23 protein-coding genes are annotated in these 24371 nt (G+C 48.0%); 14 read left to right on the top strand and 9 right to left on the bottom strand.

Annotated elements, in window-relative coordinates; all coding sequences use genetic code 11:
* Positions 1 to 238 precede the first annotated feature (238 nt).
* The gene (locus RE469_03785) at positions 239 to 1126 is read left to right on the top strand and encodes a coiled-coil protein (GenBank protein ID WMT45319.1); all 888 of its coding nucleotides are present in this window, start codon (positions 239 to 241) and stop codon (positions 1124 to 1126) included.
* Between the two features lie 19 nt (positions 1127 to 1145).
* Here RE469_03785 and RE469_03780 read toward each other — a convergent pair whose 3' ends face one another.
* Positions 1146 to 2243 (bottom strand): NDP-sugar synthase, encoded by a 1098-nt coding sequence (locus RE469_03780; GenBank protein WMT45318.1) that lies wholly within the window; start codon positions 2241 to 2243, stop codon positions 1146 to 1148.
* 136 nt (positions 2244 to 2379) lie between these two features.
* Between RE469_03780 and RE469_03775 the strand changes: the two genes are divergently transcribed.
* Positions 2380 to 3573, top strand: coding sequence for an MFS transporter (locus RE469_03775; protein ID WMT45317.1), 1194 nt, complete (start codon positions 2380 to 2382; stop codon positions 3571 to 3573).
* A gap of 71 nt (positions 3574 to 3644) precedes the next feature.
* Complete coding sequence (locus RE469_03770) at positions 3645 to 3953, top strand: hypothetical protein (GenBank protein WMT45316.1); 309 nt, start codon at positions 3645 to 3647, stop codon at positions 3951 to 3953.
* A 202-nt stretch (positions 3954 to 4155) separates the two neighbouring features.
* On the opposite strand, the gene hutU is transcribed toward RE469_03770, so the two are convergent.
* Positions 4156 to 5850: a urocanate hydratase gene (gene hutU / locus RE469_03765; GenBank protein ID WMT45315.1), complete on the bottom strand. Its 1695-nt coding sequence runs from the start codon at positions 5848 to 5850 to the stop codon at positions 4156 to 4158.
* Between the two features lie 305 nt (positions 5851 to 6155).
* Between hutU and RE469_03760 the strand changes: the two genes are divergently transcribed.
* On the top strand, positions 6156 to 6920 hold the full coding sequence (locus tag RE469_03760; protein WMT45314.1) for an exodeoxyribonuclease III: 765 nt from the start codon (positions 6156 to 6158) through the stop codon (positions 6918 to 6920).
* Here RE469_03760 and RE469_03755 read toward each other — a convergent pair.
* Positions 6874 to 8199 (bottom strand): adenylosuccinate synthase, encoded by a 1326-nt coding sequence (locus RE469_03755; protein ID WMT45313.1) that lies wholly within the window; start codon positions 8197 to 8199, stop codon positions 6874 to 6876. The genes RE469_03760 and RE469_03755 overlap by 47 nt on opposite strands.
* A gap of 390 nt (positions 8200 to 8589) precedes the next feature.
* Between RE469_03755 and icd the strand changes: the two genes are divergently transcribed.
* Complete coding sequence (gene icd, locus RE469_03750; GenBank protein ID WMT45312.1) at positions 8590 to 9804, top strand: isocitrate dehydrogenase (NADP(+)); 1215 nt, start codon at positions 8590 to 8592, stop codon at positions 9802 to 9804.
* A 5-nt stretch (positions 9805 to 9809) separates the two neighbouring features.
* Here icd and RE469_03745 read toward each other — a convergent pair whose 3' ends face one another.
* Both RE469_03745 and RE469_03740 read right to left on the bottom strand, forming a co-directional pair.
* The gene (locus RE469_03745) at positions 9810 to 11180 is read right to left on the bottom strand and encodes an aldehyde dehydrogenase family protein (GenBank protein ID WMT45311.1); all 1371 of its coding nucleotides are present in this window, start codon (positions 11178 to 11180) and stop codon (positions 9810 to 9812) included.
* Between the two features lie 106 nt (positions 11181 to 11286).
* Positions 11287 to 11709 (bottom strand): molybdenum cofactor biosynthesis protein MoaE, encoded by a 423-nt coding sequence (locus RE469_03740; GenBank protein ID WMT45310.1) that lies wholly within the window; start codon positions 11707 to 11709, stop codon positions 11287 to 11289.
* Positions 11710 to 11847: 138 nt separating this feature from the next.
* On the opposite strand from RE469_03740, the gene RE469_03735 reads away from it, so the two are divergent.
* A complete protein-coding gene (locus tag RE469_03735) occupies positions 11848 to 13029 on the top strand; it encodes an RNA-guided endonuclease TnpB family protein (GenBank protein WMT45309.1) in 1182 nt (393 codons plus the stop codon).
* Between the two features lie 188 nt (positions 13030 to 13217).
* On the top strand, positions 13218 to 14183 hold the full coding sequence (locus tag RE469_03730; protein WMT45308.1) for an NAD-dependent epimerase/dehydratase family protein: 966 nt from the start codon (positions 13218 to 13220) through the stop codon (positions 14181 to 14183).
* On the opposite strand, the gene RE469_03725 is transcribed toward RE469_03730, so the two are convergent.
* A complete protein-coding gene (locus RE469_03725) occupies positions 14173 to 14850 on the bottom strand; it encodes a winged helix-turn-helix transcriptional regulator (protein WMT45635.1) in 678 nt (225 codons plus the stop codon). The two genes, RE469_03730 and RE469_03725, sit on opposite strands and share 11 nt — an antisense overlap.
* Positions 14851 to 14946: 96 nt before the next feature.
* Between RE469_03725 and sufC the strand changes: the two genes are divergently transcribed.
* From sufC to RE469_03695, 6 genes are read left to right on the top strand one after another with little or no spacing between them, the layout of a single operon-like run.
* A complete protein-coding gene (gene sufC / locus RE469_03720; protein WMT45307.1) occupies positions 14947 to 15699 on the top strand; it encodes a Fe-S cluster assembly ATPase SufC in 753 nt (250 codons plus the stop codon).
* Positions 15700 to 15710: 11 nt separating this feature from the next.
* The gene (gene sufB / locus RE469_03715) at positions 15711 to 17159 is read left to right on the top strand and encodes a Fe-S cluster assembly protein SufB (GenBank protein ID WMT45306.1); all 1449 of its coding nucleotides are present in this window, start codon (positions 15711 to 15713) and stop codon (positions 17157 to 17159) included.
* A 6-nt stretch (positions 17160 to 17165) separates the two neighbouring features.
* The gene (locus RE469_03710) at positions 17166 to 18413 is read left to right on the top strand and encodes a SufD family Fe-S cluster assembly protein (GenBank protein ID WMT45305.1); all 1248 of its coding nucleotides are present in this window, start codon (positions 17166 to 17168) and stop codon (positions 18411 to 18413) included.
* Positions 18370 to 19671 carry an aminotransferase class V-fold PLP-dependent enzyme gene (locus RE469_03705; protein ID WMT45304.1) on the top strand — a complete coding sequence of 434 codons (1302 nt, stop codon included), beginning with the start codon at positions 18370 to 18372 and terminating at the stop codon, positions 19669 to 19671. The genes RE469_03710 and RE469_03705 overlap by 44 nt, the downstream gene beginning before the upstream one ends.
* Positions 19668 to 20060 (top strand): iron-sulfur cluster assembly scaffold protein, encoded by a 393-nt coding sequence (locus RE469_03700; GenBank protein WMT45303.1) that lies wholly within the window; start codon positions 19668 to 19670, stop codon positions 20058 to 20060. The genes RE469_03705 and RE469_03700 overlap by 4 nt, the downstream gene beginning before the upstream one ends.
* On the top strand, positions 20057 to 20257 hold the full coding sequence (locus RE469_03695; protein ID WMT45302.1) for a ferredoxin: 201 nt from the start codon (positions 20057 to 20059) through the stop codon (positions 20255 to 20257). Before RE469_03700 ends, RE469_03695 begins: the two co-directional genes overlap by 4 nt.
* On the opposite strand, the gene RE469_03690 is transcribed toward RE469_03695, so the two are convergent.
* From RE469_03690 to RE469_03680, 3 genes are all read right to left on the bottom strand, one after another.
* On the bottom strand, positions 20235 to 21701 hold the full coding sequence (locus RE469_03690) for a glycine--tRNA ligase (protein WMT45301.1): 1467 nt from the start codon (positions 21699 to 21701) through the stop codon (positions 20235 to 20237). The two genes, RE469_03695 and RE469_03690, sit on opposite strands and share 23 nt — an antisense overlap.
* A complete protein-coding gene (locus RE469_03685; protein WMT45300.1) occupies positions 21698 to 22540 on the bottom strand; it encodes a CBS domain-containing protein in 843 nt (280 codons plus the stop codon). The genes RE469_03690 and RE469_03685 overlap by 4 nt, the downstream gene beginning before the upstream one ends.
* Before the next feature lie 66 nt (positions 22541 to 22606).
* Positions 22607 to 23791, bottom strand: a complete 1185-nt coding sequence (locus tag RE469_03680; GenBank protein ID WMT45299.1) for an MFS transporter — start codon at positions 23789 to 23791, stop codon at positions 22607 to 22609.
* A 149-nt stretch (positions 23792 to 23940) separates the two neighbouring features.
* Between RE469_03680 and RE469_03675 the strand changes: the two genes are divergently transcribed.
* Positions 23941 to 24312 (top strand): hypothetical protein, encoded by a 372-nt coding sequence (locus tag RE469_03675; GenBank protein ID WMT45298.1) that lies wholly within the window; start codon positions 23941 to 23943, stop codon positions 24310 to 24312.
* The last annotated feature ends 59 nt before the right edge of the window (positions 24313 to 24371 follow it).

The raw sequence follows: 24371 nt of genomic DNA, 5'->3' as shown, positions 1-24371 counted from the left end.
TGCAACGATGTATAAAACTGCCTCAAGATACATCAGCGCCATAGACGCATTATCAGGCCATTCGGGATGGTCTGCCGGCCTGCATGTTTCATCACAAGAGCTGGTTTGCTCTATATTCTCACAGGTTATGGCAGGTCAGAAAAGTTTCCTCATATGGTACATACTTCAGGGAATTTTTTACGAAAGTTATTTATTGGGTGCTGGCATTCACACTAAGCTTCTACGCTGATTGGTCCATATGAGTGAGCTTCTCGATGAATTTGAAGGAAAAAGGGAGGTTATTCGGCAAATAGTGGAAGAGCACATCAAGAAAAGAGATGAGGCTGCTGCCGAAAGCCATAGATATGCTGAGGAAAGAGATATTCTTAACAACAAGGTTCACGAGATGCGTGATGAGGTTAAGAAAAAAATAGCCGAGAAGAACGAACTCATAGAACAGGTCCAGAAACTCCGTGCTGAAAAGGAGGAACATTATGCGAACCTCTCTGAACTGAGGAAAGATTACAGGAAAGTCAGGCAGGAGACAAATGTTGAAGGCGTTGACAAGCAGAGCCTCAGATTGAAGGAAAAGGAACTTCAGCGCCTGGAGATCAAGCAGCAGACCACCGAGCTGGGCAAGGACGAAGAGAAGAAAGTTGTCCACGAGATAAGGAAGCTTACCAATGAGATAAAGCAGATAAAGCAGATCAGGGAAAAGGAGCTTGAAAGTAACGACGCAGTAAGAGACCTGAACCAGAAGATAACTGCTGAGAGGAAAGCCGGCGAAGCATTAAAGGTCCAGATTGATGAAATTTCATCAAGGATAACAGCACTGAGTGACGAGATCAACAAAGACCTTCAGGAACTGGATGAAACAAGGAAGAAAGCTGACGAGTACCACGAGCTCTTCATCAAGTTCAGCCAGGAATCCACAAAGGAGCATGAAGCATTTATCCAGGCCAAGAACGATCTCAGGGATCTTGAGAAGGTAATTTCAAGCCTGCGTACCAAAACAAGGGCGACTAAGAAGAAGGAGAAGGAAGGCGAGCTGCAGAGCAGGGCAACAGAACTCTTTGAGAAGTTCAAGAATGGCGAACAGCTCACAACGGAGGACCTGCTCATTTTACAGAAGGCAGGATTCCTTTAAACTCATATTTATAACTGGATCATGGAGAGTTTTCTTCCTCAATGACGTCAGACGACAGGGATACATTATAAACCCTGGAATTGCTCTGAAGTTTGAGCTGTGGAGCCAGGACGCTTTCATGCACCTCGCACGACTTATCTATTGAGGTCCCCTTCATTATGACAGATTTTACAAGTTTTGAACCGTCATTTACCTTCACGTTGTCCATGAGGATGGAATCCTCTATGACAACATTATCACCGATCTGAACATTGTCGTAGATTGCGCTTTTCCTTATGACTGTTCCCTTGCCTATCTTCACTGACGATCCTATATATGTTGGCCCCTGAATATCAGCCCCTCTGATGTCCTTCATGAAACTGTTGATTATGAGCTTCCCTGAAAGATTCTCACCGTTCATGGCAGTGCCATATTTCTCCGTCATGAGCTGATTTGCCCTTATCATGTCATTTGGCCTTCCGGTATCCAGCCATGTCCCCTCGCCTATGTACCCGTGTATCTTGATTCCTTCACCCAGAAGCAGGGGGAAGAGCTGCTTTGCGAAATCATATGGCTGTCCTGCTGGAATGTAGTCAAGTATCTCCGGCTCCATAATGTAAAGGCCTGCATTTATAAGATTGGAAAAGGCCTGGTCAGGAGTGGGCTTTTCGAGGAATCTGGTAATCAGGTTGTCCTTCATCTCCACTATGCCGAACTGTGAGGGATCTTCCACTGTTGTCAGGACAATTGTGATCTTTGCCTTTGATTTCCGGTGGAAATCCACAATCTTCGCCACATTGAAGTCTATGAGCGTGTCCCCGCTTCCAACCACAAATGTGTCGTCAATGAACTTTGATATGAGCTTGATGCTGCCCGCTGTTCCGGCAGCCTCTTTTTCCACTGAAAAAAGTATATTCTGGTCAGACTGCTTGAACTGCAGGACACCTTTAATCAGTGATTCAAATTTGTAGCCTGCAGTTATGATTGCATCCTTTATTCCTGCTTCATAATAGGAATCCAGGACATATCCTATGCACGGCTTTCCGGCAATGGGGACCAGCGGCTTGGGGATGGAGTATGTTATTGGTCTCAGCCTTGTGCCCTTGCCTCCTGCCATCACAACAGCTTTCAGTGACATAGATTAATAGCATTAATTTGAACATTAATTTTGCGGCTACAGGAATAGACTATCTGCATAGATATGTGCACCAGGCAAAAACTTTGTGTGCAGCCTGGAGAAATATTAAATTCACCGCGTGCATCAGTATCACGCTATGAACAGATACATAAGCCTGCTTCCTTACTGGTTCCTGAATTTCACCATAGGTTTCGGGTGGTTCACTCTTTCACCTATACTCCCGGATCTTTCAACACATTATGCCGTAGGTGCTGCATCAATATTGCTTCTCATATCATTGTACGGCTATACAATGGTGGCATTCGCACTTCTTTCGGGGTATCTGTCGGCTAAATATTCCATAAGAATTTCCCTCATGATTTCTGCTTCCCTGTCAGTTGCAGGGCTCATCATAAGGTCCGTTTCACCAGATTATGCGGTGCTCTTTCTGGGCCAGATCATTGCTGCCTCTGCATACCCCCTGGCACTTGGCCCTGTTGGGGCTCTGGCCCAGTCCATAAACAGAGAAAGGGCCAATACTGTTGTTGGAGTCAGTGTTGGGATACTGTTTCTTGGCATGTCTGCTGGTGCGCTCCTCACTCCATACTTCTTTGCATTGCTTAAGGACAGCATATCCGGCATATTCCTTCTGGACGCTGTCCTTGCAATGGCTGCCCTTGTCATTCTTCCGCTGGGATCAAGAACATATCCAAGGGAATATGCCGGCAGGTCCCTTCGTGGGTCATTCCGGCCGGGGATGATCAAGAACTGGTACGTTGGTCTGATCATATCGGCATTCTCTGTTATGTTCGGAGGGATCGCCTCATCAGCCCTGATAAATCATCATGTAAGCACAAGCAGTGCTCTGGCCTATGGCGGTGCAATGTCGGGTCTGGCATTCCTTGGGTCTGCTCTGGGGGCCATAATCCTGCCTCCCCTGTTTGAGAGAATCAGGATGATACGTGCTGGAATGGTTATCACCTCCGCCCTGTCTCTGGTTTCTATCTTATTTTTGACATATTTTCTTGCATTCACATCTGTAATAAGTGTGCTGCTGGTATCATTCTTCATGTTCGGCTTCTTCGGCAACGCCTTCTGGTCCATGGCAATGACTTCCACAACCAGGTACGTTGAGGACCCTGCGAAGGCCGGCTTCTCAACGTCCATGTACAGTGTGGCAACAAATCTTGGAGTAGCTCTGATTCCAACGTTCTTTGGGACGTTCTTCCTGGCTTCACCGGCATACGGGATGATCATAACGTCTGTCCTTGTGGCTGCTGCGTTTATACTTTCATTTTTCCTTATTGCAGGGCGGATGGCCTCCAGATCTCCAGAAATGACCGCAGGTTAGAATGTAACAGATGAATATGTCTGACAACATTTATATATAATACTTGCCATAAGGCTATAGAGTTAATCATTATGTCATCACTGATCTATCCAGCCGCAATAGAACCATATGCTGTGTACATAACACTCCTGCTGGGCTTTGTTGATGGCCTCCTGTTTGGGCTCGCAATCAAGAAGGCCCTTGTTTCTGTTGTTCTCATAGTGGTGGCGTTCATCCTGGCTTCATTCCTTGGTCTTACGTTTATCCCGAGCCTCCAGACCTCACAGATATACTCGTCTCTTTCAGCATTCTTCAGCCAGCTCAACTTTGGAACAATTGGCGTTACATTCTCAATTGTTCTGTTTGCAATAGGTTTCGGTATAGGCATATGGAAGGGATGATGGTAGCCAACCTGCTATTGCTCCCTCCTGAGGCCCTTCCGTGAGGCGCTTTGAGGAGTGCCGGGAACCGTTTCATCATTTCAGGGTCACGCCATATAACGTACCTTTTAAAAGTGTAATGGTAAGAAATTGCCAAAAATATGGTCATTATCAGTATATACTGGTGGAATGGTGCTTGGAAAAGTAGTATGAATGGAGAGATTCAATGTTCATCCATTGGAACCTTGAATCTTACCCCTGATCTGATGAGGTCTCTGGAACTGGAGTACCCGGCATCGGCATGCCTTATTACGCCTATTCCCGGATCAGCATTCAGGACAGTTGAAACTTTCTCGTCTGCCTCTTTTGTGCCATCAACCACAAGGACAAACCCAGCATGAATTGAGTTGCCAATTCCAGTTCCACCGCCATGGTGGACAGACACCCATGTGGCACCCGATGACGCATTGAGCAGTGCATTCAAAATGGGCCAGTCCGCTATGGCATCACTGCCATCCTTCATCCCTTCAGTTTCCCTGAATGGTGACGCTACAGAACCTGTGTCATGGTGGTCCCTGCCTATGGCTATGGGTGCGGAAACAATCTTCTTGCGAACCATCTCGTTCATCATCAGGCCCAGCTTTTCCCTCATTCCGTATCCAGCATAGCAGATTCTGGCCGGGAGCCCCTGAAACTTGACCTTTTCCCTGGCTAGCTTGATCCAGTTCACCAGATGTTCATCATGGCTGAAATTCTCAATTATGGCCTCGTCAATCCGGTATATATCCTCAGGATCTCCGGAGAGAGCAACCCAGCGGAACGGGCCAGAGCCCACGGCAAAAAGGTCCCTGATATAGGCAGGAACATATCCCTGTATGTCAAACGCATTCTTCAGGCCGCCTTCCTGTGCCCGGGTCCTCAGGTTGTTGCCGTAGTCAAATACCTTCGATCCGTTCTGCTTGAACCACAGCATTGCACTGGTCTCCTTCACTATGGAAGCGTAGACTGCCCTGCGATAGCCATCCGGGTCCCTGTTCCGGAAATCCGAAGCAGATTCAACAGTATATCCCTCCGGGATGTATCCGAGGTTCAGGTCATGAGCAGCTGTCTGGTCCGATACCACATCCGGGACCACCTTCATGGACATTAGCTGTGAGTAAACAGTTGCTGCATTCCCAAGGAGTCCTATGGAAAGGGGTTTACCAGCCTGAACTGCCTCGTCTTTCAACTTCAGGGCCTGCTCCAGGCTGTCTGTCCATGTGTCCAGATATTTTCCGTTGATTCTCCTGTGAATTTTCTCTGGATTTATCTCCACAACAATTCCGACTCCATTGTTCATGGTTATTGCAAGGGGCTGTGCGCCCCCCATTTCGCCAAGTCCTGCAGTAAGGAACCATTTTCCCCGCAGATCCTTTGAATGGAAATCCTTTCTCGCAATTGCTGCCAGTGTTTCGTATGTTCCCTGAAGAACGCCCTGAGATCCGATATAAATCCAGCTTCCGGCGGTCATCTGGCCAAACATGGTGAGACCCCTGCGTTCAAGGTCCCAGAAGATATCATCCGTGGCCCACCTGGGGACTATCTGTGCGTTAGCTATGAGTACACGCGGTGCCCATTTTGAGGTCTTGAATGCACCAACAGGTTTCCCCGACTGTATCAACAGTGTCTCATCGTTGTACAGTTCCTTGAGCATACTGATTATCTCATTGAAGGCATCCCAGCTCCTGGCGGCCTTTCCCTTGCCCCCGTAAACTATGAGGTTGTCCGGGTCCATTGCCACATCCGGGTCAAGATTGTTCATGAGCAGCCTCATTGCCGCTTCCTGTCCCCAGCCTCTGGTATGCAGCTCACTTCCATGTGGTGCATGTATCACGTGATCAATTTTTCTTGGAGCATCATATTCTTTCTCAACGGTCATAATGAGAATATGACTTTAAATTGATTAAGTCTTTTGATTCCATATATTCTGGATGCAGACCAGGCTGGTCAATCCCATCCTGAATATCTGAAGATAGTACTGAAATCATGTGCGTGACAGGTATCTTTGCAACTCATGATTTGGTTGCATTACCGGGGGAGCAGTGACAACTTTGATGCGGCTTGCTCCACCCAGGAATTGGTGATTATCATTGATCATCGGCTCATTTACCGTAATGAAGGATCAGTGGTTAACTCGTTTGAAAACCTGTAAATGTTTTAACGCTGGAGGTAGATACAGATGCAATGACCATCAAGCTGATATCGTGGAATGTGAACGGGCTCAGGGCTGCTATGAAATCAGGGCTGTCCGGCTTCATACAGAAGGAATCCCCTGACATCATGGCAATGCAGGAAGTCAAGATTTCTGAGGGACAGGTGCCATTGGAACTGTCATCAGGCGGATATACTGCATATTTGAATCCAGCTGAAAAAAAGGGCTACAGCGGCACTCTCACATTATCAAGGATACACCCGATCTCACTTATCCGTGGAATCGGAAATCCTGAATTTGACACAGAAGGAAGGATAATGGGACTGGAACTGGACAATTTCTATTTCCTGAACGTATATTTCCCCAATTCGCAAAGAGGCCTCACAAGGCTGGATTATAAGCTGGCATTCAACTCTGAATTTCACAGGTTCTGCAATAAATTGAGGGAAAAGAAGCCGGTGGTAATAACAGGGGACTTCAACGTGGCACACAGGGAGATAGATATTGCAAACCCCAGGAGCAATGAACACAATGCGGGGTTCACAAAGGAAGAGAGAGACTGGATGACAGAGTTTCTGGAGGACGGTTATGTTGACACATTCAGGATGTTCAATGGCGATCCGGGCCATTACTCATGGTGGTCGTATATGCACAACGCAAGATCACGGAATATAGGCTGGCGCATAGATTATTTCGTTGTGTCGGCGGACTTGAAATCCCGGGTGGAGGATGCAGGAATAATGGAGGAGGTCACAGGATCGGATCATGCTCCGGTGTACCTTGTGCTTGACTATTGAGCACAGAAGTATCCCTGACTATGGTATTTTCCCGGCCTTCCCCGAGTGATATTATGTCAACAGGGATGTCAAGCAGCTCCTCAACTTTCTCGACGTATTTCCTGAGTGCTGCGGGAAGAGCATTGAAGGTGTAACCGCCTTCATGTTGGACAAGCTTTCCCCAGGGTTCCATATCCATATAGTCCATCTCAACCCCTGAAAATTCCTGGAAACTTCTGGGAATGTAGTCGATCTCCTTTCCATCTTTTCTGTAGGCCGTACAGATCCTGATTTTATCCATCTGCCCCAGTGTGTCCAGCCTTGTGATAGCCAGCGCGTCCACGTCATTCATCATGATGGAATACCTGAGCATCGGGATATCAAGCCATCCCACGCGCCTTGGTCTTCCCGTTGTGGTACCAAACTCATGGCCGAGATCTCTCAGCCTGGCTGCCTGGGTTTCCTCAAGTTCCGTGGGAAAAGGCCCGGATCCCACTTTTGACATGTAGGCTTTTGCAACACCAATGACATAATCCACTTTCCTGAATGGAAATCCCGCTCCCAGTGATAGCGCTCCAGCAAGCGCATTTGAAGAGGTTACAAAGGGGTACATTCCGAAGTCTATGTCAAGCATTGTACCCTGTGCCCCCTCAAAAAGTATGCTCTTACCCTTCCTGTACTGCCTGAAAATTTCAAGCTCAGTATACTCAAGGAACGGCGTGAGCTTCTGGCCAACCATGTATAATTCATCCACCATGGCTTCCCTGTTCTCCTTTCTGCTGAAATCAGTGCTGGCAAGCAGGCTTTCCTTCATTCTGTATATGGTCTCAACCTTTTCCATTAGAGTATCACGGCTCAGAAGGTCAACCATCCTTATGCCGGTCCTTGCATATTTGTCCTCATATGTGGGGCCTATGCCCTGGGCAGTTGTTCCAATGCTCAGCTTTGATCTTACGGACTCTTCCTTTGTGTCAAGTATCTTGTGCATTGGCGTTACGACATGCGCCATCTTGCTTATGATAATGTGCGAAGTACAGCCTGAGGCCGTGAGCTTGTCCATTTCCTCTGCCAGGCCGTGGGGGTCGATCACCATTCCATTTCCAAGTACCACAGTTTCGCATCTCAGGGATCCTGATGGCACCAGATGAAATTTGTAGGTTTTGCCGTTTGCAACAACGGTATGGCCTGCATTCCCGCCACCATTGAATCTTACGGCAACCTGGAACATTCCGCTCAGGAAGTCAGTGATCTTACCCTTGCCCTCATCGCCAAACTGCAAGCCGAGAACAGCAGCTATCACTCTAGAAACCTCCATGATGAATTTGTTGACAAAAATTGCGGGAATTTATCAGAGGCTGAGCACATCCTGAAAACTTTTTTGAAGTCCACTTCCAAATCATTGTTTCTTGCCTAATAAGGCTTCGTGACACTAAAACACGAACGTCCCACAGCGATCATTCTCTAAGTCACTGCCTGCCGGTTTTCATGCATCCGGCAGCCAGAGGAAAGAAACCGAAAATAATGATCAACATTTTCATCATTTCAGGATCTTCCATTATCAGCGGTGCCAGTAACCCCGGATCCTTTAACGGCGGAATTGTTGCAGGAAATAATGAGTATTTACTCATAACAAATATTGATGCAAGACTGAAAATATAAGAGTGAATAAGGAATTCCACAGAGATAACACATGGCATACATCAAGGTGATAGAGGGAAAGGGTATGCAGATACCCAGCAATCCTACAATAGGTTACATAGAAGGTGACGGAATTGGTCCGGACATTACCAAGGCATCCATAGCAGCAATTAACGCTTCACTGGAAATAGCATACAAGGGCGAAAGAAACATTGTCTGGGAGAAAGTACTGGCGGGCGAGGAGGCCATGGAAAATACAGGGAAGCATCTACCGCAGGAATCTCTTGATCTTCTGAAGAAGTGTGTCGTATCAATAAAGGGGCCACTGACAACGCCCATTGGCCAGGGTTTCAGGAGCCTGAATGTCACCCTGAGGCAATATTTTGACCTGTATGCGAATATAAGGCCGGTCAAATTCTTTCCGGGAGTCCCGTCTCCAGTGAAAAATCCGGAGAAGATGAACATGGTTGTGTTCAGGGAAAATACCGAGGACCTCTACATGGGAATAGAATGGAAATACGATTCGCCGGAAGCCACAATGCTGAGGAAATTTCTCTCAGATAATTTCTCCGTTAACCTTACGGATGACACGGGAATTGGCATAAAGCCAATCAGCAGGTTCAGATCAGCAAGGCTGGTCAGGAAGGCACTGGAATACGCTGTCCAGAACAAGAGAAAGAGCGTCACTCTGGTTCACAAGGGAAACATCATGAAGTACACTGAGGGCGCATTCAAGGACTGGGGCTATGAAGTGGCAAGGACAGAATTCGGGGATAAGACGGTGACCGAGGAGGAATACCTGAAACAGCCTGAGGCTTTTCCCTCCAGGATAGTTGTTAAGGACAGGATAACTGACAACATGTTCCAGCAGGTTCTCACAAGGACTGAGGACTATGATATAATCGCAACAACCAACCTCAACGGGGACTACCTATCAGATGCCCTTGCTGCTCAGGTGGGCGGGCTTGGCCTGGCTCCTGGCGGAAATGTCGGAGATGTTTACGCAATATTCGAGGCAGTACACGGCACTGCCCCCAAGTATGCTGGAATGGATGTGGCCAATCCAACTTCCCTGATGCTGTCTGGAGAGATGATGCTGCGCCATCTTGGATGGAATGAAGCCGCAAATATACTTGAAAGTGCCATAATGTCCGCCTACAAGGACCAGAAGGTGACCCAGGATCTTGCAAGGGTCCTCAACATAAAGGCGCTCAAGTGCAGTGAATTCTCATCGGAAGTAATAAAGAGGATGCGGCCCATAAAGTAATCCTCCTATCTTTTTATAACAGTTTCTCTCACTCCGGACATTTCATCCATGAGGTATCTCACTCCGTGCCGGTATGTCCAGTTTTTCCCGGATCCGGATATGGGTATTGAATCCGGAAGGTAATCTGGGAAATCATTTATTATGAGAGTGGGAAAAGCCAGCTTCTCTGAGGCAAAAAACGCAGTATTCATGTCCGAGGTGAATATGCTGGCACTTATTCCGGTTGGAGCATCATTTGCTATCTTTATTGCCTGGGACATGGATGAGACAGGTGCAATCATTGTGACAGGCCCCGGAACATCATTGTTCCAGATGTATGAGGACGTGTCGATATTCTCGATGAGTGTCGGCATCATGAGGGAATCTGTCCTGGTACCCCCTGATAATATATTTCCCCCCAGTGATCGGGCCACGGACACAAAATCTTCGGCGGATTTTGCCTCATCAATTGAAATCATGGGGCCAACATCCGTCTCCGGATCCATGGGATCCCCCACCCTGAAATGCGACACTATCTCCATGAGCCTGTTTTTAAGGTACTCATAGGAATCCTGATGTACCAGTATCCTCTGGAGGTGGTGGCCAGTGTAGGTGGAAGTCAGGAAGGCAGACCTTGCAATCTGTTCCGCTGCCATGTCGAGATCGGCATCATCCCATACAATGGCCGGAAAATTTCCGAATATTTCCATCATGTACTTCTTCAGTCCACCCATTGCTGCTATACGCGTGGCAGTTTCCCATTTCCCGGAAAAACCAAGGATCTTGATTTCACGTGATTCTACAAGGAACTTCGTGACATTGCCAAATCCGGATGTCCTGGCGACCTGCATTGAATTGCCCGGGAAGCCTGCCTCAGAAATGATCTTCTGCAACCGGTCAGTGGTTGCAGGAGTGAGGCTTGAGGGTTTCACTATGACACTGTCCCTTACGGCAAGGGCAGATGCCGTCATGGCTGAAGTTGAAAATAGGGGACTGAAGTATGAAGCTATGTACAGCATGGGGCCAAGCGGTATTGGGACTGAATAGGTTATCCTGTTCAAGCCTGAAGGCGATGTATCAAGCCTCCTGGTTTCGCCATTTGATTTCAGGATTTCGGCTGCAGCGATCCTGAATGCATCCTGGGATCGCAACACCTCGTCCATGGCCAGTTTTACGGGCTTTCCCGTTTCCTGTGCAAGCATTTCAGCAAGAATGGAAGCTTCCCGGGATATGATATCTGCAGCCTCAAGCAGGTTCTCCTGGAGCTTGAAACCTGGATATTCCTCAAGGCTGTGATGTGCATTTACGCTGTGTCGTATCATCTCGCGCGATTCAGGGAGGCTCGTTTCCTTGACTTCGTAAAAACGTGAATCAGTGAACTTGTTTCGGATTATCATGATATGAGATTTTCTTCTACTATTAAATAGGTATAACCTTATCAATTCGTATACTGCTTAATGTACTATTTATGGTTTACACTTCATGAAGGCATGAGAAGAGACATCACTTCATATCAAGTTCATAATGCACGGCTTCCTTTTTCCTGACTTCATATTTCCACATGGGCACTTCGCTGGCAATTTCTTCGGCCACGAATTTGCATGCTGAAAAGGCATCGTCACTTCTTCTTCCCCAGGCCATGACAATTGAAACATAATCACCGATGGATATTTTTCCTGTCCTGAGAATCACAGATATGTCAGTGACTGGGTACCGGTCCATGGCATCTGACCTTATGCGTTTCAGCACCCTCAGGGCCGTCTCCTGATCAGTCTCATAATATATCCCCATCACGTCAGGAAAACCTGAGAACTGGGTCGCCTTTACCAGTGAGAAGACGGCGCTTCTGTTGTCCGGGTTAGAATCAGCCATGAAATCTGGCAGGTCAATCCTGTCATCAGTTATGACCGGTTCCATGTTGATCATATTAGTACCCTGATTCAGTATTTAACATTTGCGAGCGGGAATTCCCCTTTCGCAAGATAGGGGATGAAAGCGAACAAAAACTATTTTAGCGAAGGCAAACAAATTATCTAAGTATTAGTAGGTAATTACTTAAACAGCATGTTCAAAGCATATAAGTTCCGATTGTATCCCGATAAGGAACAGCAAATTCTCCTGGAAAAGCACTTTGGATCATGCAGGTTTGTATGGAATTATTTCCTTGATCTGCGGAACACGCAGTATGTGGAAACGGGAAAGGGGATGAGTTACAAGAGTATGCAGTCCCTTCTTCCTTCGTTAAAGAAAGAAAATGAGTGGTTAAAAGATATCAATGCACAGAGTCTTCAGGTGGTGCTTCAAAATCTTGACACTGCATTCTCAAGATTCTTCAGGAATATTGCGGGATATCCCACCTTCAAGAAAAAGAAAACTGGGGGTTCATTCACAGTTCCCCAGCATTTCACCGTTAATGACAATCACCTGGCAATCCCGAAATTCAAGAATCCATTGCGTCTCTTCATGCACAGGAACATTGAAGGCGAAATGAGGAGCCTGACCATATCAAAAACACCATCGGGAAAATATTATGCCTCAATACTGGCTGAGACAGGAATAAAAATACCTGAACCTGTAAAGATTGAAGCAGGTACATCTACTGGTATTGATGTGGGCATAACTGCATTCCTGACCACCTCTGACGGAATGCAGATCCACAATCCCAAAAATCTGAAGAAATCGGAAAAGAAACTGGCAATATTGCAGAAGAGGCTTTCCCGAAAGCAGAAGGGGTCAAAGAACAGGAATAAGGCAGGAGTAAAAGTGGCTAAAGCACAGGAACACATAGCAAACCAGAGAATGGATTTCCACAACAAGGTATCAGATGCAATGCTCAAGGCGTATGACACCGTAATAACGGAAGACCTGAACGTATCGGGTATGATGAAGAACCATCATCTTGCAAGGAGCATAGTAGATGCAGGATGGTCTTCTTTCGTGACAATGCTGAAAACCAAGGCACTGTCAAGAGGAAAGAACATAATAGAGATCGGAAGATTCGATCCATCGTCAAAGATGTGTTCAAAGTGTGGGTATATCTACAACCTGAAGCTCAGTGAAAGAACATGGACATGTCCCAGATGTAATATCACACATGACAGGGAATGGAATGCCGCAAAAAACATAAAGAAATTCGGTCTCATACAGACCGATGTACCCACGGACAGTGGGGAAGTCACGCCTATGGAGATATCTCTGACGGGATGCCTGATTCGTGAAGGCATTAGCCATGTATCGTTGAAATAGGAAGCCCCCTGCGTTAGATGGGGGAGGATGTCACTAGTGATCAATGTTGATTCAAATTTCACCATAAATGCTGCTTTAACGGGATTCCTGCTGGCGGATTTCTGCGTTTCCAGAAAATTGATGCGCCGATGCTGCAATGCAGAAGGTCAAATCGCAAGAATTAATGAACCTCATGGCATTTCCCAGGCATGGGCACTATCCTGGTGACCGGATCCATGGGTCAGATAGGTACAGAACTTGTTCCCCTGCTTGTGAAGAAATTCGGGCCTTCAAGGGTCATAGCAAGCGATGTGAAACCTCCGAATCCAGATATTTTTCATGACGTTGAATATGTGCCTCTTGACGTGACAAACAGGGACATGGTTGCATCCACTTTGAAGGAGTGCTCAGTGACAGAAGTTTTTCACATGGCCGGAATCCTTTCAGCCCTGGGTGAAAGAAACCCTGAGATGGCGTTCATGGTGAACAGTGTTGGGACCTTCAATATACTGGACTCTGCAATGAAAGCTGGCGTCAACAGGGTGATGATTCCAAGTACAATAGGGGTGTTTGGCAAAGATACGCCGCGGGACAATGTCCCTGTGGTAACAGTCACAAGACCCACCACAATGTACGGTGTGACAAAGGTCAACGCCGAGCTCCTGTCGGCATATTTCCGCAATAAATTTGGCCTGGATGTCAGGGGTGTGCGGTATCCCGGGATTGTCAGCTACAAGACTCCCCCGTCTGCCGGTACAACCGACTACGCTGTGGACATGTACTACCATGCAGTTGCCGGGAAAAATTATGAATGCTACCTGAAGGAGGATGCCGCCCTTCCCATGATGTACATGCCTGATGCGCTTGATTCTCTGATGAAGCTTTACTCTGCGGATGAAAGCAGGCTCAGGTACACCATAGACTACAACATATCGGCATTCAGCTTTGATCCCAGGACCCTGGCGGAATCCATCAGGAAAGTTATACCGGACTTTAATGTGAGTTACAGGCCAGACTACAGACAGGCAATAGCAGAAACATGGCCAAGGAGCCTGGATTCAACAGACGCAAAAATCGACTGGGGCTTCTCACCGGAATATGACCTTGACGCAATGACAGAAGATATGATCAGGAACCTGAAGGGAATTCACCTTAAGAGCCAGCCTAGTCAGTGAGGTTCACTTCAACAACGCATTTGTTGTCACCATCAGAGAATTTCTCCCTGATCCTGAAGTCCTGGTTTATTGAGTTCTTTATTATGTCTGATCCAAGGGCGGTGCATATGATCCTGCTGTTGTTCTTTGCAAGCTCGTAAAATATGCAGTTGTGCCTTATAATCCTCACAACATCATCTGTGACCTCCAGGCGTGCATAATAGCCAAGCTTGTTGAGTGTCCCAACGAATTCCTGAAGCCTCTTCAGCTTGTCCTCCCTTGATTCAGGAATGCCTGACGGCCTTTTCCATCCGGATTCTCCCACTATCTTGTCCGCAACCTTTCCCAGAATGAAATTGACCTTCTCCCTCCCGAATTCCGATTCGAGTTCCTCCACCAGCATTGTTGCGAATGATATGTATCTCTTGGGCAGGAGCCCCATGCCTTTCTCCGTGAGCCTGTAGAACTTCTTGGGCCTTCCCGTTCCGCCTCCCCTGAAAAACGGCTGGACATAACCTTTCTTTTCCAGTGATTCCATATGTTCCTTGACAGCGTTCTTGTTAATTCCAAGCAGGTGGGCAAGATCATCCATGCTTCTCTCTGAGTAACTCAGCTCCTGTATTATATTGCCTTTCATCTGCCCCAGAAGTGAGGACAGTTCACCCATGGTCTCAACAGTATCGTCCATGTTCAACTAATAGCCATGCACGAGCGCTATATATACTTTAGTCAGTTTAGACATAAGAAAGTGTTTAAATACAATTTACTCATATGCAATGAGAAGGTGCAACATTTGCCAGAATTGATCATTAACAATCTCAGTGCCTCAGTGGAGGGCAAACAGATATTGAAGGGAGTGAATCTTACAGTTAAGGGCGGAGAAATACACGCTCTGATGGGTCCCAACGGGGCTGGAAAGAGCACTCTGGGTAATGTGCTCATAGGGCATCCTAACTACATAATCAACGGGGGCTCAATCATACTTGATGGGAAGGACCTTACCGGCAAGACCCCGGAGGAGAGGGCAAGGGCAGGTCTGTTCCTGGCATTTCAGAGTCCGGTTGCCGTTGTGGGCGTGAAGCTATCAGCATTCATGAGGGCGGCATACAAGCAGGTCCATCCAGAGGACAAATCCAAACTTTCAGAATTCTACGACAGGATGAAGATACACATGAAGAAGGTTGGACTGGACGAATCCTTCATGTCAAGGTCAGTCAATGACGGCTTTTCAGGCGGGGAGAGAAAGAGATTCGAGATCCTGCAGATGATGATCCTGAGGCCGAAGATTGTGGTGCTGGATGAGATTGATTCGGGACTGGATGTTGATGCCCTGAAGCTGGTTGCTGAGGAGATCAAGGAATATTACAGCCAGGAAGTGGGCTTCCTGATCATTACCCATTACCAGAGAATACTGAAGGATATAGAGCCGGAGTTCGTGCACATCCTCAAGGATGGGAAGATTGTCATGGATGGAGACAACAGCCTGTCACTGAGGATCGAGGAAGAAGGGTACGACTGGATAAAGAATACTGCGTGAGGTGAATTAAGATGGAAACAGAATACAGCAAGGAAGAGGAAATGGAAAAACTTCTTGAAGACCTCAAGAAGTCCAATGTAAGGAAAGAGGACTGGGAATTCCACGACAACCTGCAGCCGGTATACTCCACAGGTGCAGGCCTGAACAGGAAGATTGTGGAGGAGATATCGGAGATAAAGAAGGAACCGGACTGGATGAGGAGATTCAGGCTCAAGGCCCTTGAGATATTCCAGAGCAAGCCTGTTCCAACATGGGGGCCTGATCTTTCCGGCATAGACTGGGAGAACACAAAATATTACACGCGTCCAGACGAGGTCACAACTAACAACTGGGATGAGGTTCCCGACCAGATCAAGGACACGTTTCAGAAGCTGGGGGTACCTGAGATGGAGCAGAAATACCTTGCAGGGTCAGTTGCACAGTACGACAGCGAGGGGGTCTATCACAATCTCAGGAAGGTGTGGGAAGACAAGGGCGTACTGTTCATGGACCTTGATCTTGCACTTAAGACCCATCCTGACCTGGTGAAGGACTACTTCTGCAGGGCAGTGCCGCCAACGGACAACAAGTTTGCAGCACTGAACGGTGCTGTGTGGAGCGGAGGATCATTCCTCTATGTTCCAAAGGGGGTTAAGATCGACATGCCACTGCAGACCTATTTCAGGATGAACGGGGAGCAGACCGGCCAGTTTGAGCACACAATTGTGGTGGCGGATGAGGGTTCAAGCGTCCACTACATTGAGGGATGCACAGCACCCAGATACGAGAAGAACTCACTGCACAGCGCAATAGTTGAAATATACGTGAACAAGAACGCCCACGCAAGGTACACAAGCGTTCAGAACTGGTCAAAGAGTGTGTACAACATGCCCACAAAGAGGGCATGGGTGGAGGAGAACGGCCAGATGGAATGGGTGGGCGGATCGCTTGGATCCAAGGTTACAATGCTTTACCCGTCATCATACCTGAGAGGCCCTCATGCATCGGCGCACAACCTCAATGTATCGCTGGCAGGTCCGGGCACCATCAAGGATACAGGGGCCAAGGCACTTCATCTGGCACCATATACCAGCTCAAGGATTGTTGCAAAGAGCATAAGCATCGAGGATGGGAAGGCAATATACCGCGGACTGCTGAGGATGAACAAGGGTGCGGTCCATTCCAAGAGCCATGTCCAGTGTGATGCGCTGCTCATAAACGATGAATCCCAGAGCTTCACTTTCCCGCACGACGAGATATACGAACCAACTGCCACATTTGGCCATGAAGCCACAGTGGGCAGGATCGGGACAGACGAACTCACATATCTCAGGTCCAGGGGTCTCAGCGAGGACGAGGCAAGCTCAATGATAGTGCTTGGCTTCCTTGATGACGTCATGAAGGAAATCCCCATGGAATTTGCTGTGGAAATGAACAGGCTCATCAAGCTTGAAATGAACAAGCTTGGCGCAGTAGGATGATCTTCCATGGAGAACTATCCTGAATTACTCAGAAGCAGGCTGAACGATCCGGCTTACGAATACCGGAGGGATTCCTTTCTGGAATTCCTGAAGGCACCCGTCCGCACCTACAAGGAAAGCCCTACGGTAAAGGACTATGTGGAGGTTGCAGACAGTGAGCTGGAGCGGATGATTTACGCAGAGCCTGTGAACGGGTCATTTGATCCGCAGCCAGATGGCACGGCCCAGATTGTAATGTCCAATGACGTCTTAACCAGGTCATCCATTCCGGAGAAATCTGGAGTGTTCATAACTGACATGGCCACGGCAATACGTGAAAACCGCGCTCTTGTGGAGAAGTACGTCTATCCAAACCTTGGCAGGGACAGGACCGAGCACCTGATCAACGCTGCCTGGAGAAACGGCCTTTTCATATACATCCCTGACAGGACCGATATATCCCTGAGGATTCACCAGATATCAGATTCCAGGGAATCATATTCAAAGAAATCAGTGATAATATGCGGGAAGGACAGCAGTGTGAAGATAACCGACATTCACGTATCACAGGGCAACGGCAATGGCATTCAGGGACAGAACATATACTGCCACGTGGGGGAGAACAGCACCATGCAGTACAGCTACCTGCAGGACAAGGAAAACACAGCTACAGACATTACTTACATAAGAGAATTCATGGACAAATATGCCAGATTCCGGCTGTTCCATGTAAACCACGGATCTTCCAGGGTCATATTCACGGACGAATCCGTACAGATGGGTGAATCATCAGACTTCAGGGTTTACGGTGTGAATTTCAGCAGCGGTACGCAGAAGATGGATATCAGGGACAGCAGTTTCCAGGTGGGAACGGCATCATCATCAGATATACAGGTCAGGGGGGTTGTTACAGGAAAGAGTTCAACAATCCACAGGGGAAACATAGACCTTGAGGAGGTAGCCAGGAATTCCACGGGTTTCTATGATTCCAGAATACTGCTGCTTTCAAAGGATGGGTATGCAAACAGCAAGCCCGGGCTCATGATCAAGAACGCCAACACCAGGTCCAAGCATGCGTCTTCCATAAGTGATGTGGACGAGGATCAGGTTTTCTATCTCAGATCCCGCGGCATAGGCGAAGCCCAGGCAAAGCGCATGATCACTGCGGGTTTTGTTGAATCCCTCATAGAAAGAGGCGGTGATCCGGAAATGATTTCGAAAGTGAACGAATATGCAGAGGGACTTGGTGTGGATGCCTTCCTGGGAACGGATTAAGGAAGACTTCCCAATTTTCCACAACCTGGGCAGCGGCTACACCTACCTTGACAGCGCGGCAACAAGCCAGAAGCCACTGCCCGTCATAAATGCAATGTCAGACTTTTATCTCTACCACAACAGCAACGTGCATCGCGGCATATACAGGCTCAGCGAGGAAGCCACTGAGATGTACGACAGGTCGCGGGAAAACGTATCACGCTTCATCGGTTCACGTGATCCCAGGCAGATAGTCTTTGTAAGGAACGCCACAGAGGCTCTCAATCTTCTGTCATACACACTTGGCAGGGAACTGGTCCAGGGAGATGAGATCCTGATCACCATAATGGAGCACCATTCAAACATAGTGCCGTGGCAGTTTCTTCAGGACCGGGGTATAAAACTTGTCTATGCTGACATTAGGCCGGACGGCACGCTTGATCTGGATGATCTGCAGAGCAAGATCTCGCCAAGGACCAGGATAGTGTCCGTTACCCACGTGTCAAATGTCCTCGGTACTGTAAATCCTGTCAGAGAGATAGGAAAAATTGCGCATGACAACGGATCCAGATTCATAGTTGATGGCGCGCAGAGCGTCCCGCACATGCAGGTCGATGTGGAAGCAATGGGATGTGATTTCATGGCGTTTTCAGGTCACAAGATGCTTGGGCCGACAGGAATCGGAGTACTTTACGGAAGGAAAGAACTGCTGGAAAGCATGCACCCATTCATGGGGGGCGGTGAAATGATCAGCGAGGTCTACAGAGATCATTCAACATGGGCCGATGTGCCTGAGAAGTTTGAGGCGGGCACACCGGATATAGCCGGGGCCATAGGTCTTTCTGCAGCTGTGGATTACCTGAGATCAATCGGGATGGATAATGTCATGAAACACGGGCGCGATCTCATAAGGCTGACCCTGGAAATCGAGGAGGAAGAAAATATACCGGGGCTTGTTTCTTACGGCCCCAGAGATACGGAAATAAGGGGACCTGTGTATTCTTTCTCAATTGGTGATATCCCGCCATTCAGCGTAAACCAGACCCTTTCAGATTATGGAATAGGTGTGGGGGCTTCAATACATCCCCATGACGTGGCCTCCTCCCTGGACGCATCCGGAATAGCAGTGAGGTCAGGGCACCACTGTGCAATGCCGCTGACCCACAGGCTCAACACAGTAGCCACAACACGTGCATCTTACTATGTCTACAACACGGAGGAAGATGTGAGAAAGCTTTTCAGGTCCCTGAAAAGAACAGCAGAGGTGTACTCCAGATGACTGACGTGGAGGAGAAGACCGAGATACTCATGGATCATTACCGATCGCCGCATAACTACGGCAGGATGGAGGGCCCAACTGCACAGCTTCTGGAGTACAATCCAGTATGCGGTGACGCAGTCCAGATGTTTGTGAAGCTGAAGGGAAATATTGTGGAAGACGTAAAATTCATAGGAAGGGGATGCTCCATAAGCCAGGGATCAGCTTCCATGGTGACGGATCTTGCAAAGGGTAAGAGCGTGGGCGAGGTCATGGGGATAACGCCGCAGTTCCTGCTTGATCTCATTGGCTTGCCCCTTGGCCCAAGCAGAGAAAAATGCGCACTGCTTCCGCTGAACACACTTCAGAAGTGCCTGTCGAAGCTGAACCGGGAAAATGTGAATCCATGATGACATACAGGGTCAGAATTGAAAGGGATAAGTGCATGGGCGATGCAATATGCACCGCGCTCTGCAGCAACTGGTATATGGATACGGACGGAAAAGCACGCTTCAGGCAGGAAACAATAAGCGATTCGGACTATGAATCAAATCATGAGGCTGAAATATCCTGTCCTGCAGGCATCATTGAGGTACGGAAGGCCTGAAGGCATCTCTTATGGCCGGATTTCCGACTATTCCGGCAGAAATCAGATCATGGGTCCTGAACCTCACCTGCTTTGCAGAATCCCTTTCCCTGACTGTGACTGTGGAATCCTGCAGGGTCTGGCTGTCGAAAGTTATGCAGTACGGAGTCCCGATTTCATCCTGCCTGGCGTACCTGCGGCCTATTGATCCGGACTGGTCATATACGACGTACGGGTCTTTTTTTCTCAGACTGGCAAAGAAGCTTTCAGCCAGCTTATCCAGGCCATCCTTATTTACAAGTGGGAACACCGCGGCATGGTATGGAGCAACAGATTCAGGAAGGCTCAGTACCTTGAAGCCATTCTCCCTGGTCCTGAATGAATGGATCATAACGCTGATGAATATCCTGTCAATGCCGTAGGAAGGCTCTATTATGGAAGGCGTTACTGTCCTGTCTTCCATCTTCACTGACATTGTTTCTCCGCTTGATTTCTCGTGGTTTGCAAGGTCATTCCGGTCCGCTATGCCAACAACCTCGACCCAGTCATCATCAATACGCACTTCCACATCCCATGTATCTGATGAATAGTGGGCAAGGTCATTCAGGGGAACCTGCCTGAACCTTACGCTGTCCAGGTTTATGCCCACATCCCTGAGAATACTGGCAGTCTTGTCAATGAAGTATGACATGGAGTTGCTGCTCATGAGGGGGGATGCCTCAGGAGACGTGACCTCTGCAGTGATGGGAGCGCCCGATCTTGGGAGGAGATTAAGCCTGTGCGTGCCGGTGAAATCCTTCCAGAATTTTTTCTGAGGGTCCACAAACACCTCCACCTCACCCTGGCTGAATTCCTTGAGCCTGATGAGGCTCTGGCGCGGAGATATCTCATTCCTGAAGCCCTTTCCAAGCTGAGCCACCGCCATTGGGAGCCTGTTCCTGTAGAAATTGTTCAGGAGCTTGAAGTTGACAAATATTCCCTGCGCGGTCTCAGGCCTGAGATAGAGATCCCCAACGCTGCCCTGTGACGGCATCCGGAACATGAGCTTGAATTCAGTGGCGCTTGTGATCCTGTTTCCGCATACAACGCATTTTACCACATTGTTGGCAAGGAATTCATTGGCCTCAGGTACGGTCTTTATGATGTTGTGGAAGCCTGAAGCCTCAAGGACAGTTTCAAGCTTCTGCCTGTTATGGCATTTGGAGCATTCAGTTGCCAGATCAGCAAATTTGTCAAGGTGCCCGGATGCCCTGAAGACGGAGGCGGGAACCATGACCGGGGTATCAATGAAAATTGCATCATCTGCAAGATAGCTCTCCTTCCATATGCGCACTATATTGTCCCGCAGAAGCACTCCGAGAGGGCCGTAGTCATAGAGCCCGGATTCGCCTCCGTATATGGAGAATGAAGGCCAGAAAAACCCCCTCCTTTTTGCCAGTTCCACTACCTGATCGTATACCTTCATAGGAATACACTCAGAATCTGGATGTCCTGGAGCATGCCAACAAGGTGCCCGTTACCCTGCACTATTGGCAGCTGGTTATAGTTTCCTGTTTCCATCTTTTTTGCGGCGGCTTCCACTGTATCTGTGGAATTTGCAACCACCGGATTTTTGATCATGAACTGCTTGACGGGCGTGTGAGGGAGCTCGAGATTGCTCTTCTCAATCATGTACGTAACCACATTCCGTATCCCTTCCCAGGACCAGGGATCCTCGTCATCAGCCATCCCGGTTTCGGAGAACTGGAATTTTGACCTGACATCAATGTTGTCAAATATGTCACGATCCGTGACCAGGCCAACAAAATCCCCGTTAATGTCTATAACAGGGCATGCGTATGCCTTCGAAACGCGCATTATGAAGGAAACCACGCTCAGTGGGGATTCTTCCCATACCGGGACCGCAATGCTCCTTTCTATTTCCTTGACCTTCAGCTTCCCGAAGCGTTCTCTCACAAGCCTCAGGAAATTCTGGGGAGTCAGTATTCCAACAACGTTTCCGGAATCATCAACAACAGCAAGGTGCCTTCTGAACTGCTTTATCATCTCACGTGCTGCTTCTTCCACTGTGGTATCGGGAGCTACTGCCTTTGCTCTCCTCATGACCATTGCGGTCTGGTTCTCATCAGGATTCTCGAATATGTCCCTGCGGCTGATGACTCCAGCATATTTGCCGGACTGATCAACAAGCGGCAACCCGGTTATGTTGTTCTTAATGAGTATCTTTATGACTTCACCAACGGTGCTTGGTACGTGATATGTAATTGGATTCCGTGTCATTATATCGGCAGCAGTTCCAGGCATAGCATGGTGAATCGCTGCAATATATTAAACCATTTCAAATGGCATGCTGGAACGGCAATTCTCCTGTCAGTTCCTGTAGAATATCTTCCTTTCCTTCCCGTATATTATCATGAGCGCGATTACGAACGCCGCAGAGATAATCCCAAGAATCACGAAATCATGATGGAATCCTATCTGTGAACTCAGGTAGCCAAAAACAACCGGTATGATCATGAAGAGTATGTTATTATAAGCCATGAAATAGGAGTTCGCAGCGTTTCTCTCCTCAGGTTCTGTGCCTCTGGCAATCATCATGGTAGTTATAGGGAATATGCTTCCATGGGGTATTCCCATGAAGACCATGACCACAAGGAAGGCGTAGAAAGTTGGGATAAAAGGTATGGATACCAGTGAGGCAACGGTCAGAGCTGACGAAATAACCAGGGGGGTCCTGAGCCCTTCTATGGGCTTTAGCGCAAGCAGCAGGCGTGTTGTGAATGACGATGCGAAGAATACGATAAATGCTGAATAAGCTATACTGCTGCTAACGTGATAGTTCTGTTCCGCATATATGACCAGGAATGAAGTAATAGCAGCAAAGGGCACATTGTATACGCTTATTGAGAGCAGGGAGGCATGCAACGACCTGTTCCCAAGGGTATTTCTCCCCCTCCTTTCCCCGCCTCCCTGTGGAAATCTTACCAGTGGGGAAACTGCTGTACCGATTATCCCCATGGGAAGAAATGCCAGGAAAACCCCCCTGTATCCAACAAGTGGCAGGATAACGGTCTCGATCACAGGACCTATGACAAGGCTCAGGCTAAGGCTTACGGAATAGATTGCCAACAGCCTCATCTGGGCACGATGATCCCCATGCAGTGAAGCTGATGTTACAAGATTGGGGAAAACCATTCCAAATGCCACGCCTGAGAGGGCAGCAATAGGCCATATGCTGAGGGAATCTGAGAAGTACAGGAGAACCAGAGATACATCAATTACTGCTATGGAAACTATGAAAATACGTCTTCTTTGGGCACTTTCCAGCCGCGGGTTGAGGAGTAAGGTTGTAAGGAAAGTGGTCGCGTAGGTAAGTGCAGTGAGTTCCCCCACAGAAATATTGCTGAAATTAAAGATGTCCTTGGAGAATATGGGCATGGTGGTAATCATCATATTGTTTGTGGACCTCAAGGTTACCGTTATGCCAACTATGATCAGGGCTGATACAAGCAGCGAGAATTTCCCTGGTTTCACATTCAGCTGCTCCTCGCCCATACCAGTTCACCGTTGCCCATGACTTATCAGATGTGAGGTATATTGTTCAATGCAATAAATACTGTTTGCAGCGGATATGCCATTATTGTTTTTTATACATCATGAATTTTAGAAAAATTATTTCCATCACATCGGCATGAAGGCATGAAATGAATTCACACGGCTCATATGAATTCTGGAGCAACGTTATTGCCGATGTCCTAGCAACTGGAAGACTCACATTACCCAAGGTAAATTTTGGTGGTTCAATTACGCCACGACCCGAGGAAAGCGGCCTGTTCAAGAGATCAGTCGGGGAGCCGAAGGGACAGATAGCGGACTGGAGGGCAAACATTCCGGGGTCAGATCGGGGAGTGCATGCAGTGGAATTTCCGGGGCATTACTCCATACATGTTGATCATTTCGATCCCGCGAAACATCCGGTGATGCACCTTCTCAGGGACAGCCCCCTTACGCTGGTCACTGTTCTTGCTGCAGGTCTGGGGGCGTTCCTTCTTCTGGGAATATTTGGCAGAAAATGACGTGGTGGTGGCACATCACAGCAATAATATGTAAATAGTAGTGCATAATGATTATTGCA

Origin of the sequence: Cuniculiplasma divulgatum, assembly GCA_031200235.1 — an archaeon.
GTDB lineage: Archaea > Thermoplasmatota > Thermoplasmata > Thermoplasmatales > Thermoplasmataceae > UBA509.
The sequence above is the reverse complement of the archived record's forward strand: the minus strand, read 5'-3'. Positions and strand labels throughout refer to the sequence as shown.

Coding starts and splice junctions, on each gene's coding strand:
- RE469_03785 (WMT45319.1), top strand. CDS start 239: ATGAGTGAGCTTCTCGATGAATTTGAAGGAAAAAGGGAGGTTATTCGG.
- RE469_03780 (WMT45318.1), bottom strand. CDS start 2,243: ATGTCACTGAAAGCTGTTGTGATGGCAGGAGGCAAGGGCACAAGGCTG.
- RE469_03775 (WMT45317.1), top strand. CDS start 2,380: ATGAACAGATACATAAGCCTGCTTCCTTACTGGTTCCTGAATTTCACC.
- RE469_03770 (WMT45316.1), top strand. CDS start 3,645: ATGTCATCACTGATCTATCCAGCCGCAATAGAACCATATGCTGTGTAC.
- hutU (WMT45315.1), bottom strand. CDS start 5,850: ATGACCGTTGAGAAAGAATATGATGCTCCAAGAAAAATTGATCACGTG.
- RE469_03760 (WMT45314.1), top strand. CDS start 6,156: ATGACCATCAAGCTGATATCGTGGAATGTGAACGGGCTCAGGGCTGCT.
- icd (WMT45312.1), top strand. CDS start 8,590: ATGGCATACATCAAGGTGATAGAGGGAAAGGGTATGCAGATACCCAGC.
- RE469_03745 (WMT45311.1), bottom strand. CDS start 11,180: ATGATAATCCGAAACAAGTTCACTGATTCACGTTTTTACGAAGTCAAG.
- RE469_03740 (WMT45310.1), bottom strand. CDS start 11,709: ATGATCAACATGGAACCGGTCATAACTGATGACAGGATTGACCTGCCA.
- RE469_03735 (WMT45309.1), top strand. CDS start 11,848: ATGTTCAAAGCATATAAGTTCCGATTGTATCCCGATAAGGAACAGCAA.
- RE469_03730 (WMT45308.1), top strand. CDS start 13,218: ATGGGCACTATCCTGGTGACCGGATCCATGGGTCAGATAGGTACAGAA.
- RE469_03725 (WMT45635.1), bottom strand. CDS start 14,850: ATGGACGATACTGTTGAGACCATGGGTGAACTGTCCTCACTTCTGGGG.
- sufB (WMT45306.1), top strand. CDS start 15,711: ATGGAAACAGAATACAGCAAGGAAGAGGAAATGGAAAAACTTCTTGAA.
- RE469_03710 (WMT45305.1), top strand. CDS start 17,166: ATGGAGAACTATCCTGAATTACTCAGAAGCAGGCTGAACGATCCGGCT.
- RE469_03705 (WMT45304.1), top strand. CDS start 18,370: ATGCAGAGGGACTTGGTGTGGATGCCTTCCTGGGAACGGATTAAGGAA.
- RE469_03700 (WMT45303.1), top strand. CDS start 19,668: ATGACTGACGTGGAGGAGAAGACCGAGATACTCATGGATCATTACCGA.
- RE469_03695 (WMT45302.1), top strand. CDS start 20,057: ATGATGACATACAGGGTCAGAATTGAAAGGGATAAGTGCATGGGCGAT.
- RE469_03690 (WMT45301.1), bottom strand. CDS start 21,701: ATGAAGGTATACGATCAGGTAGTGGAACTGGCAAAAAGGAGGGGGTTT.
- RE469_03685 (WMT45300.1), bottom strand. CDS start 22,540: ATGCCTGGAACTGCTGCCGATATAATGACACGGAATCCAATTACATAT.
- RE469_03680 (WMT45299.1), bottom strand. CDS start 23,791: ATGGGCGAGGAGCAGCTGAATGTGAAACCAGGGAAATTCTCGCTGCTT.
- RE469_03675 (WMT45298.1), top strand. CDS start 23,941: ATGAATTCACACGGCTCATATGAATTCTGGAGCAACGTTATTGCCGAT.